Raw genomic sequence first — 12,693 nt, forward strand, 5'->3', positions numbered from 1 at the left:
TTTATGAATATCATCAAATTTGCCTTGCAAAAACCAATTTCCATTATGGTTATTGTCATTGGCCTGTTATTCTTTGGTATCAAAGCAACCAAAGATGTCAAGGTAGATATCTTACCCGAAATGGACCTGCCTGTCGTGTATGTTGCCCACTCTTTTAACGGCTATACCCCACAGCAGATGGAAGGTTATTTCACCAAAATGTACGTCAACATGCTCCTGTTTACCAATGGTATTAAGAGTATAGAATCAAAAAACACCCAAGGATTGACACTCATGAAAATTGTTTTCTATGAGGGTATTGATATGGGAGAAGCCATTGCAACCATCAATGCACTATCCAATCGTTCGCAGGTATTTTTGCCTCCAGGCGCGCCACCACCATTCATCATCCGTTTTGACGCTTCCTCCCAGCCTGTCGGCCAGTTGGTCTTTCGTAGCAATACGAAAACTAATAATCAACTACAGGATATCGCGAACTTCAGTGCCCGACCATTCTTAATAAAGATACCGGGACTGACAACCGCTCCACCTTTTGGCGGAAGCCCACGGACAATCGAAGTAAACATAGATCCTTACAAACTGCGGGCGCACAACCTGTCTCCGGAGCAGGTTGTTGAAGCAATCAGTAGAAATAACATCACCTCTCCTTCCGGAAATGTGTATATCGGTGACAAAAACTATCTGACACCGACAAACAATACGGTAAAGAAAATAGAAGAACTGGGGGAAATTCCAATCTTTAAAAACACGGTAGACAATGTATACATTCGGGATGTGGCAACCATAAAAGATGGTGCTGATATCGCCACGGGTTATGCCCTGATTGATGGAAAAAGATCGGTTTATATTAATATCGCTAAAGCAGGAAATGCTTCGACCCTGGATGTTGTCAATAAGCTTAAAGAACGCTTGCCCGAAATCCAACGAAATATGCCTGACGATGTCAGCATTTCGTACGAATTTGACCAGTCGGTCTATATCAGCAATGCCCTGAAAAGCTTGGTTATCGAAGGAATTCTGGGCGCGGTCCTGACCGGCCTGATGGTCCTTCTATTTCTGAACGACCGCAGGGCAGCACTGATTGTAATTATGACCATTCCCATTTCGATTATTTCTGGCGTTTTATTTTTGAAGCTATTTGGACAGACCCTTAATATCATGTCCTTATCGGGACTGGCATTGGCCATCGGAATATTAGTCGATGAAAGTACGGTGACCATCGAGAATATCCACCAGCATTTTGCCTTGGGAAAAACGCGTGCCCAAGCGATCTGGGATGCCTGTAAGGAAATTGCTTTTCCAAAACTTTTGATCATGCTCTGTATTCTGGCCGTATTTGCTCCTGCCTTTATGATGACCGGTATTCCCGGTGCATTGTTTATGCCGCTTGCACTGGCGATCGGATTTTCGATGATTGTTTCGTTTTTATTGTCGCAAACTTTTGTACCCGTGATGGCCAATTGGATGATGAAACATGATCCCGAAACATGTCATAATCCAGCACATAAGAAAAACTGGTTTGATCGTTTTCGTGAGCGCTTCCTGCATCTATTGTCAAATTTGGTCGCCAAACACAAGACAATCGTAAGCTTAAGTTTGATTTTTGCATTGGTAGCATGCTTTTTCTTATATCAGGGAATTGGTAAGGATGTATTGCCCACAGTCAATTCCCGCCAGTTTCAGGTACGGATAAAAGCCCCTGAAGGTACGCGTATAGAAGTAACTGAAGGAAAAGTAAAGCAGTTTCTAACCCTTTTGAAGGAAAAAGTCGGACCTGATAATATTGCCATATCATCGGTTTTTATCGGTCAGCACCCCTCTACTTTCGCCGTTAGCCCAATTTATTTATACAATGCCGGGCCACACGAGGCATTGATGCAGGTGGCATTGAAGAAACTCAAAGGTAATTCGGATGAATTAAAGGATGAACTCAGAAAGTACTTTCAAGAAAAAATGCCGGAAATACAGCTCTCTTTCGAACCCATTGAACTTACCGAGAAAATACTAAGTCAGGGCACCAATACGCCTATCGAGATCCGGATCTCAGGGATGATGAAAAAGATGAATCGCATGTATGCGCAAAAACTTCTCGGAAAGCTAAAGGAGATCGACTACCTGCGCGACCAGCAGATCCCCCAGTCCATGGATTATCCAGCCCTACAGATTAATATCGACCGGACAAGAGCGGCACAACTGGGACTCGATGCACAGGATATCGCAAAGTCACTGATCACCGCTACCGCATCCACACGCTATACCAATAAGAATTTTTGGGTTGGCGGAATGATGGGAATTGCCTACGATGTGCAGGTTCAAACACCACAAAATATTTTAAACAGTAAAGAAGAACTGGAGAATTTAACACTTTCTAAGAATGCAGACCGTCCCGTTCTAGGCGATGTCGCAACAATTACGGCAACCAAAGAACTTGGTGAAAGTTATAATTTAGGAACAATGGGTTACACTACGGTTGCCGCAAATCTGCATAAAAAAGATCTGGGACAGGCTTCACAGGACATTCAAGCCGCTATTGCATCTTTGGGTGAATTACCAAAAGGTATCAATATTGAAGTCGCAGGGATGGCACCTGTATTGAATGAGACGATGAGTAATCTCGCTACAGGTCTATTGATTGCCGTTGTCGTTATCTTTTTGATGCTTACAGCAACTTTTCAGTCTTTTCGGATATCACTCGTTATTCTCTCCACAGTTCCTTTTGTCATCGTAGGGACTTTGGTATTATTAAAATTAACCGGTTCGACACTCAACTTACAGTCTTATATGGGACTCATTATGTCTGTCGGTGTTTCGATCGCCAATGCAGTCTTATTAATCAATAATGCAGAATCGCTACGGCTGAAAAACCAGAATGCAATAAGCTCCGCTATTGAGGCCGCCAAGCTTCGGATCCGTCCCATTATCATGACAACTATCGCCATGGTTGCGGGAATGTTACCGATGGCTATCGGTTTTGGTGAGGGTGGAGACCAAGTCTCGCCATTAGGACGCGCTGTTATCGGAGGTCTTCTTTTTTCAACCTTCTCCGTACTGATCGTCCTCCCGCTGGTATTTGTATGGATACAGCACAAAGCAACAACGACCTCGCCTTCTTTGGACCCTGAAGATGAGGAAAGCATACATTTTGTTAAAACAAAAATCTAATTCTTTATGAAATTTAAGTCAATCATATTACCAGCAATTGCACTATTATTTAGCGCATGCGACCAAAATACAAAAGAGAACAACGACGCCACAAAGGAAAACCCAAAAGCCGCGAAAATGGGATCTATGCCTTTGATGACCATTCCGATTGCCAAAATGAATCCTACGGTTCCACTACAACTGGCGGGCGAACTAAAACCTGATCAGGAGACCGCATTGTTTGCAAAGGTGCAGAGTTATGTCAAGACAATTCATGTAGATATTGGTTCGCAGGTCAACAAAGGGCAGATACTAATGGTACTGGAAGCACCCGAATTGCAGGCTCAAATAGCCAATGCAAAGGCCAAAATACTTTCGCAAGAGGCGATATATACCGCAACAAAAGCCAATTACGATCGTATGTTTCGGGCAAACCAGACTAAGGGCGCTATTGCCCGCGATGCCCTGGATCAGATTACCGCACAAAAACTTTCGGACGAAGCCAGTGTAAAAGCCGCTCGGGCCGCCTATACAGAAATACAGGATATCAATCAATATTTAATTATCCGGGCACCCTTCAGTGGCATCATTACATCCCGAAATACAGATATCGGCGCCTATGTAGGCCCCATGGGTGGAGCACCTTTGCTTGTCATCCAAAATTCATCTAAGTTCCGTTTAAATCTATCGGTTCCGGAAGCACATGTTCCCTATGTAGCCATAGGTGACACCGTCAACTTCACGGTAAGGGCACTTCCTGAGAAGAACTTCCAAGCAACAATAACCCGAAAAAGCGGTACGCTGGATCTGAAGTTACGATCCGAAAAGTTTGAAGCAGACTTTGTCAATAACGATCCGGATCTTAAACCTTTTATGGTCGCCGAAGCAAAGGTTCAGCTTAAAAACAGCAAAGCAACTTTCTTTATACCACGTTCGGCATTGGTCGAAGGCAACATGGGAATCTATGTCATCAAAAATGCCGCTGGAAGCGCAAAATTTATTCCTGTAAAAAAGGGAAGAATACTCAATGATAAAATTGAAGTTTTCGGCGAACTCATGGAGAGCGATCAGCTGATAAAAATGGCCAACGAAGAAATCACAGAAGGAACACCTATTAAATAGAAAAATACATGAAAATTTTAAGATCAATGCTATTTTCAGCTTTAATAATTACGCTGACAATAAGCTGTGGCAGTCCTGAAAACACAAACAACAATGCAGCTGAGCCATCTGTAAAACAAAAGCAATTTGGTTATGAAAAAGGACAACAGGTGCCACAGGATATGGTCTGTATGGTCAATGACGAATTTATGGGCAAAAAGCAACTGGCAGTACCTTTGGATGGAAAGATCTATTACGGCTGTTGCGAAAATTGCAAAGAGAGAATCCCAAAAGATGAGAACGTACGCTATGCCATAGATCCACATACTGGATCAAAAGTAGATAAAGCAAAGGCCTACATTGTCCTTATCGGAAATGAAGGTCAGGTTGCCTATTTCGAACATCAGGACAACTATAAGTTGTTTCTGAAGCAGAATAAGGTATTATAGCCATACAGTAAAGAAGATCGAAACGATGGGGCTGCTTCTGGGCAGCCTCATTATTAAAGATCGCGCAATGGTCTATTTTATTTCAGCTTTAATTGCTGCTCCTCGGCTTCTAGCAGTTGAATAAACCGCTCACCCAAAGGTGAAATCTCATACCCTACGGTATGGCTTATGTATTGTTCAACAAGATGCAAAATTATATTGGTTGTTGACAATGAAAAAAAGCTATATACATCGCCCTTTCTCAATCGGGGTGGCAGGATTGGGTTCAACCTTGTAGCTACTTATGAAGTCGCAGGATCTCGTCCTGCCTAGAAACAAAAAAAGCCCTAACTTTCGTTAGAGCTTTTCAGTCGGGGTGGCAGGATTCGAACCTACGACCTCCACATCCCAAATGTGGCGCGATACCGGGCTACGCTACACCCCGAAAAGGTATCACCTTTGTTTTGTGTGGCACAAATATACGCTTATTAGGCATTCTTTGCAAGCATAAATGTAAAATAAAACTAATCAGCTGATCTATTGAAAGATATTAACAATTATTTATATTTAACTTAAAAGTTAAATATAAAACCGATATGTAAAGCAGGATAATCACATTCTAAAAAGCTTTACTCACTTTATGAGGCAAAAAAAGGATCGTGCATAAATAATATAAAAATCAAAAATGACAACCTATTGTTACAAAACACAACTCAAAAAGCCTTATGAGATAAAATTATCCCTTTAGTTATTCAAACATAAAGGAAATATTTATTTTTTTCGAAACACAACGCAAAAAAGCAGTTTCAAGTTGAAAATCAATAAATTTGTAGCCTTTTGGTTAATAATACTCAGATATTTAATACTTTTTTGTTAAAAAATCATTATCAAATTACCTTTATTGTTAAAAATATAATAGAAATTAACTACTTTTATTCCACCATAACAACCCTCCTATCAAAATCACTAAGATTTTGATGTCTGTTATGGGATCTCCTGCTATTATATTTTCAAGATCATCAATGCATGAAAAATTTAACCATTATTGGATTAACGCCTTTTGAAAAGCCTGACGTCAATCTCATGCCCAAACTCCGTCAAGCGGGTGCATTTCCCGTATTAAGTTTGGGACACGACTTAGCCAGCGCTCAGGAAGCACTGAATCAACTTGATCAGACTGCTATATTTACTTATGGAATTTATTTTCCAAATGATAAACTTCTATCCCTTAAAATTCCGGAGAAAGTAAGCCTCATCATCCTTCCTTGTGGGATCCCAGCTCCTACAGCTTCGCACCTGTCCATTGTGTATCAGGTCAGCAGTCTGGAAGAAGCCATACAAGCGGAACAGCTTAACGCAAAAGGAATTATCATAAAAGGGAATGAAGCTGGAGGTGCCGTTGGATATGAATCCACGTTTGTACTCTTCCAACGTATTATCAAAGAAATCCAGTCCATACCTGTTTGGGTACAGGGCGGCATAGGTCTACATACCGCTGCTGCCGCAAAATCCCTCGGTGCCACTGGAATTGTGTTGGACAGCCAACTTGCACTGTTCCCAGAATGTTCCGTTCCCCAGGACTTCAAAACGCTCTGTGGAAAATTAAACGGGACGGAAACTAAGATCATTGCCAATCATCGTGTGCTCGTGCGGCCAAATTCACCGGCATTATCGGATCAGGTTGACACAGCCGAACTCAGCGCATATTTTACCGACCTGAATCCTGCTACGAGTTATATCCCCATGGGGCAAGACATTTCCTTGGCCATCGATCTTTATGAAGATTTCAGAACACTGAAAAAGCTTATTTTCGGATTTAAGGAAGCCATGTACGGCCATTTAAAGCAAGCGAAAGCGTTACAGCCGATTGACAGTGACAATGTATTAGCGAAACAACTAGGCCTACGTTATCCAATCGCACAGGGTCCTATGACCCGTGTCAGCGATGTCCCTGCTTTTGCCAATGCCGTAGCGGAAGCTGGAGCACTCCCCTTTGTTGCCCTGTCCCTGCTCCGTGGCGAACAGGCCAGAACCTTGGTTATGGAAACCAAACAACTCGCTGGAAACAAAACCTGGGGAGTGGGTATCTTAGGCTTTGCACCACAGGAATTGCGTGAAGAACAGACGACCTATATCCTGGAAGCTAAGCCTCCAGTTGTCCTGATTGCCGGTGGTCGACCTGCACAGGCTAAGGTATTTGAAAAAGCCGGCATAACAACGTTTCTACATGTACCGTCTCCTGCCCTGCTCGACATGTTTCTAAAGGAGGGTGCCAAAAATTTCATTTTCGAAGGTCGCGAATGCGGTGGCCACGTAGGACCTCTTTCGAGCACCGTGCTCTGGGAAAAACAGATCGAACGCATCTTAAAAGAGGATCATCCAGAACAGATCAGTGTTTTCTTTGCCGGTGGCATACACAATGCTTTCTCAACAGCATTTGTTTCTATCATGGCAGCTCCCTTAGCTGCCCGAGGCGTAAAAGTCGGTGTATTGATGGGAACAGCATATCTCTATACGCAAGAAGCTGTAAGTACAGGTGCAATTCAGGAAGAATTTCAGCTGCAAGCCATGCAAGCCAGGGACACTGTCCTCCTGGAGACAGCACCAGGACATGAAACCCGTTGTTTAAATACGGCTTTTGCACAACACTTCAATCGAGAAAAGTCCAAGCTATTGGCTGCGGGTGTAGATAAAAAAGAAATCTGGGAAAAACTCGAAAAATTAAACGTCGGTCGTCTGCGTATTGCGGCTAAAGGTGTAGACCGCCAAGGAGATCAACTGGTCAACATCCCTAAAAGTGAACAACTGGACCTGGGTATGTATATGATCGGCCAGATAGCAACCATGCAGAACAAGGTAATTTCCCTGGATGCGCTGCATCAACATGTCGGCATCGACAATCAGCAATATATCCATGAAGCAATATTACCAGAAGAACCACTTTCCAGCGAAAAACCGTTGGATGTCGCCATTGTTGGAATGGAGTGTATTTTTCCGGGAGCCAAAAATCTGGAAGAATTTTGGCGCAATATTATCCTTGGAAAAGATAGCGTTACCGAAGTTCCTGACGAACGCTGGAATAAGGCTATTTACTATAAACCCGATGCAGATGGTCCAGATGTATCGCACTCAAAATGGGGTGGTTTTATTCCGAAAATTGATTTTGATCCCTTAGCTTTCGGTATTCCACCGCAATCGCTCGCAGCCATTGAACCAACACAATTGCTGACGCTATTGGTAGCAAAGCGTGCCATGGAAGATGCCGGTTATGGCGAAAAACAAATCAACCGCGAAAACATTTCCGTTATTATCGGTGCGGAAGGTGGCAACGACCTTGCCAACAGCTATAGCTTTAGAGGATACTACAAACAGGTATTCGGAGAACTTCATGAAGAAGTGAAGGAAGCATTGCCTCATACCACAGAAGATTCTTTTCCCGGTATTTTGGCCAATGTTATCGCTGGTCGGATCACAAACAGACTGGATCTTGGCGGCAGAAATTTCACGGTGGATGCTGCTTGCGCCTCATCCCTTGCAGCGATTGATCTAGCCTGTCAGGAACTTATTCTGGGTAAATCGGATATGGTGCTTGCGGGTGGAGCGGATCTCCATAATGGGATCAACGATTACCTGATGTTTTCCAGCACACATGCACTCTCACGTAAAGGACGATGTGCCACATTTGACAGTGACGCAGATGGGATTGCCCTTGGTGAGGGGGTGGCAATATTGGTACTCAAACGCTACGAAGATGCTATACGCGATGGCGACCGCATCTACTCGGTTATCAAAGGCGTTGGCGGATCCAGTGATGGAAAAGCGTTAGGCCTCACCGCTCCCCGAAAAATCGGTCAGGTACGCGCACTGGAACGTGCCTATAACCAAGCAGGTATCAGCGCAGCTTCCGTTGGTCTGGTTGAAGCACATGGTACAGGAACAGTTGTTGGTGATAAAACAGAACTAAGCGCACTGACTAATTTATTCAGCCGTTCAGGTGCCTTACCAGCACAAACGCATTTAGGCTCGGTCAAAACCCAGATCGGTCACACAAAATGTGCTGCAGGATTGGCAGGTTTGATCAAAGCTTCCCTAGCTGTATTTCATGGTGTAAAACCACCAACACTTCACCTCCAACAGCCGAATGCATATTATAATACACAAACAAGTCCTTTCGCTTTCCATGCTGAAACTGGTCTATGGGAAGAAAAAAGACGTTATGCTGGCATCAGCGCCTTTGGTTTTGGCGGAACAAATTTCCATGCTGTTATTGCAAACCACCCCCAGGAGGATAGTACAATCGCATTGCAGTGCTGGCCATCAGAACTGTTTGTCTTCCGTGGCGACAGCTACGACGAAGCTAAGGGTCAATTGGGTCAGGTAAAAGCACTGTTAGATATCAACGATAGCCTTCCGCTAAAAGATATTGCCTACAGCTTAGCCGTTGCTTCTGAGAAAGAGATCCAGCTCAGCATTGTTGCCGATACAGCCGAAGACCTTATGATGAAAATCGAATTGGTATTATCTGGTATTGAAAGCAAAGACACCTTTATTGTCAATAAACGTGAAGGTAAAACAGCATTCTTATTTCCGGGACAAGGTAGTCAACGTATCAATATGGCTCGTGATCTCTTTGTGGTATTCCCAGCAATGCGAAAGCTAATCGCCCAGTATCCTGAACTGGAAAAAGTGGTCTTTCCTTCAACTACATTTGATGCCGATTCTTTAAAACAACAAAAGGAAACCATCAAAGATACTCGTCTGGCACAACCGCTTTTGGGTATTGTTGATTTAGCCTTAGCTAAATTACTCCAGTCACTGGGTATCGTCCCAGATATGCTGGCGGGCCATAGCTACGGTGAATTGCCGGCATTGTGTTTCGCTGGTGTATTTGACGAAGAACAATTAGTTGACCTGAGCAGTAAGCGTGCTCAATCCATCCTGGATTCGGTAGAAAATGGCGACCCCGGCACTATGGTTGCTGTTAACGCAAATGCAGAACAGTTGAAGGCACTCCTCAACCGTGTGGAAGGATGTTATCCGGTGAATTACAATTCTCCGACGCAATGTGTTGTTGCAGGTAGTACATTAGCTATTGGGAAACTCATGGAACTGTTAAAACAGGAACGGGTCTCTGCTAAAAAGCTAGAGGTGGCCTGTGCTTTCCATAGTCCTTTAGTCGCTAGATCAAAAGAGCTTTATGCGAATGTATTGAAGGATGTTCCTTTCCAAGAAATGCAACTACCGGTCTGGTCAAACACAACAACAAGCTTATATCCTAATTCGGCATCCGAAATAAAAGCAAGACTGACTGATCATCTGGTCCAACCTGTCCGCTTTGTTGAGGAGCTTCAGGCTATGTATGCAGGTGGCGCACGGATATTTATTGAGGTAGGTCCAGGTAAAGTGTTGACGGGCCTGACCAAATCTTGTCTGGAGCAAGATCAACTGACCCTGTACGTAGAGGATAGCAACCGCAACAAATTGACGCACCTTCTCTGTATGCTTGCACAATATTTGGGAACTGGTCGCAATTTCGCTATTGATAAACTTTTTGAAGGCCGTCAGGTTCAACTTATTCAATTGGATCAACCAGGCCTATATAAGAAAAGCCCCGCTATCTGGCGTGTCAATGGACAGGCTGCACATCCAACTACAGGAACGCTACCTGTCAATGGCGCATTGCCAATAGTAAGCCCCATTAAAATGAGCAACCTTAACAACCCTATAGCTGCAACGACAGAAGCACAACCTGCTGCTGAGCGTATGCTGCAAGAATATTTAAACAGCATGAAAATGCTGATCCAGGCGCAACGTGATGTCATGCTTTCCTTTTTGGGGCAAAACCCACAAGTAGCACCTATGCAGGTCTATTCAAGTCCCACACCAAATGTGACTGCAGATCGTGCAACCCCGATTACCGTTCAACCCACACTCAACGAAAATTCCGTTGTCGCAACAACTGTACAAACATCAACTAAAGACATTAAAACTTTATTATTACAGGTAGTAAGCGACAAGACCGGTTATCCACATGAGATGTTGGGTATGGAAATGGATCTGGAAGCCGATCTCAGCATTGATTCAATCAAGCGGGTCGAAATTATCGGAACATTGCGTACAGAGCTTGGAACACTAAAGTTCGATCATGCAAATGAAGACACGATCATGGAACAATTGGCTGCCATAAAAACCTTAAATGGTCTGGTTTCCTGGTTAACAGAATTCAGCTGCGCAACAGCAGTGCCAGCAACAAGCGCTCAAACAGCAGTATCGACTCCCACAACAGCAAATCAGTCTACGCTCTCCCTTGCAGAATTACAAACAGCAATACTGGATATCGTCAGTGAAAAAACCGGTTATCCCAAAGAAATGTTGGGATTGGATTTGGACCTGGAAGCAGATTTGAGCATAGACTCGATCAAACGGATGGAAATCATTGCTGAACTGAAGACCAAAATTGGTTTTGGGGAGGATCTCGAACATGCCGAAGATCTGATGGAAACCTTAGCAGCGATTAAAACCCTTAACGGTCTCGCTTCATGGATTAGTGAAGTTAGTGAAACAGCTCCTGAACAGAGCCTCTTGTCCAGACTTCGTTTTGACCTAACACCAGCGGATGCGGCTGCAGCACAAGATACAGAAATTCTACAGGGCAAACGTTTTGCCATTGCTCCTGATCATGGGCAACAGACAATGGCCATCAAAACTATGCTCGAAAAACATGGTGCTATCGCAGAACTGGTCAATCCGGAAAATGATCTCGCTGTCTTCGATGGGTTAATTATCTCCGACATATTTTCAGCAACAGTACAACATAATATTATAGATCAAGTTGATCTGATCAAAAAAATGGATCTGGACAGGGCCAAATGGGTTTATTTAATCTCTGATATTCCGGCACATGTAGAAAAAACAAATGATACACATGCCTTACGCCACTACCAGGGTTACCCAGGACTGTTTAAAAGTCTAGCCCGTGAGTTTGAACAGACCAACTGCAGGTTGATCAGTTTAAACACGCCACAGGAAACAGATCAAATCGCAGAAATCGCTCTAAAAGAGATCTTAACCACAGACAAAACCGTAGAAGTCATTTACAAAAATGACCAGCGTCATACAGTCGATATTATTCCTTCACCGCTCTCGATGAGCAGCGAAGAAGTGCAAATCCAATTGGACCAAAAGTCTGTTGTCCTTGTACTTGGCGGTGGACAGGGTATCACCTCTGAATTGGTAAAACATATGTCGGCCTCCTACCCTTGTACCTATATCCTTGTGGGCAGGTCAGCAGATCCAAGAAAAGATATCCCGATCTCAAAAGAACTGGAAACAATGACCTCCAAGGAACAGATCAGAGCGAATCTTATTCAATCGGGACTATTCCATGCACCAGTACAAATTGAGAAAGAAACCCTCCGCATCTATAAGAACAACCAGATCCTGCGGACTATCCGCGATATGGAACGCTTAGGAAACACTGTCGTTTATGAATCATTGGACCTCTGTGATGAAGCTGGATTAACGACCTTACTCCAACAGATTTATGAACAATATGGACAGCTCGATGGTGTTATCCATGGTGCAGGTTTGTTGGAAGATAAACTGTTCAAACAAAAAACGACCAGTTCTTTTGGACGTGTCTTTGACACCAAAGTAAAACCATTACGTGTATTGGCGGAACAACTACGTTCAGACTGTCAGTTCGTCGTCTTATTTTCGAGTATAGCATCTGTTTATGGCAACAAAGGTCAGACAGATTATGCTGCAGCAAACAGTGTATTGGACGACTATGCCAATGTGCTGAATAGACGCTTGAAAGGGAAGGTTATTTCGATCAACTGGGGTCCTTGGAAAGGTGCCGGCATGGTTTCACAGACATTGGAAACAGAATATGAGCGCCGTGGCATCTCGCTTATTCCGTTGGATGAAGGAAAAGAAATTTTTCTCAACGAGATTAAGTACGGCACGGAAAGTCAGGTATTAATTATGTCAGGCAACAATTGGTAACCCCTCATAGCTATTG

General features: G+C 43.6%; 4 protein-coding genes and 1 tRNA gene. 4 read left to right on the forward strand and 1 reads right to left on the reverse strand.

What is annotated here, in order from left to right:
- Window positions 1-3 precede the first annotated feature (3 nt).
- From LC454_RS07150 to LC454_RS07160, 3 genes are read left to right on the forward strand one after another with little or no spacing between them, the layout of a single operon-like run.
- Window positions 4-3,162, forward strand: a complete 3,159-nt coding sequence (locus LC454_RS07150; protein WP_223581039.1) for an efflux RND transporter permease subunit — start codon at window positions 4-6, stop codon at window positions 3,160-3,162.
- A gap of 6 nt (window positions 3,163-3,168) precedes the next feature.
- Window positions 3,169-4,263, forward strand: a complete 1,095-nt coding sequence (locus LC454_RS07155; protein ID WP_223581040.1) for an efflux RND transporter periplasmic adaptor subunit — start codon at window positions 3,169-3,171, stop codon at window positions 4,261-4,263.
- Window positions 4,264-4,271: 8 nt separating this feature from the next.
- Entirely contained in the window at window positions 4,272-4,691 is a 420-nt protein-coding gene (locus tag LC454_RS07160; protein ID WP_223581041.1) for a hypothetical protein, read from the forward strand.
- Between the two features lie 350 nt (window positions 4,692-5,041).
- Here the strand turns inward: LC454_RS07160 and LC454_RS07165 are convergent.
- A tRNA-Pro gene (locus tag LC454_RS07165) sits at window positions 5,042-5,115 on the reverse strand.
- 581 nt (window positions 5,116-5,696) lie between these two features.
- On the opposite strand from LC454_RS07165, the gene LC454_RS07170 reads away from it, so the two are divergent.
- Window positions 5,697-12,677, forward strand: a complete 6,981-nt coding sequence (locus LC454_RS07170; RefSeq protein WP_223581042.1) for a type I polyketide synthase — start codon at window positions 5,697-5,699, stop codon at window positions 12,675-12,677.
- Window positions 12,678-12,693: the final 16 nt, after the last annotated feature.

The organism is Sphingobacterium sp. GVS05A, from assembly GCF_019969845.1.
Lineage (GTDB): Bacteria > Bacteroidota > Bacteroidia > Sphingobacteriales > Sphingobacteriaceae > Sphingobacterium.

Coding starts and splice junctions, on each gene's coding strand:
- LC454_RS07160 (WP_223581041.1), top strand. CDS start 4,272: ATGAAAATTTTAAGATCAATGCTATTTTCAGCTTTAATAATTACGCTG.
- LC454_RS07170 (WP_223581042.1), top strand. CDS start 5,697: ATGAAAAATTTAACCATTATTGGATTAACGCCTTTTGAAAAGCCTGAC.
- LC454_RS07150 (WP_223581039.1), top strand. CDS start 4: ATGAATATCATCAAATTTGCCTTGCAAAAACCAATTTCCATTATGGTT.
- LC454_RS07155 (WP_223581040.1), top strand. CDS start 3,169: ATGAAATTTAAGTCAATCATATTACCAGCAATTGCACTATTATTTAGC.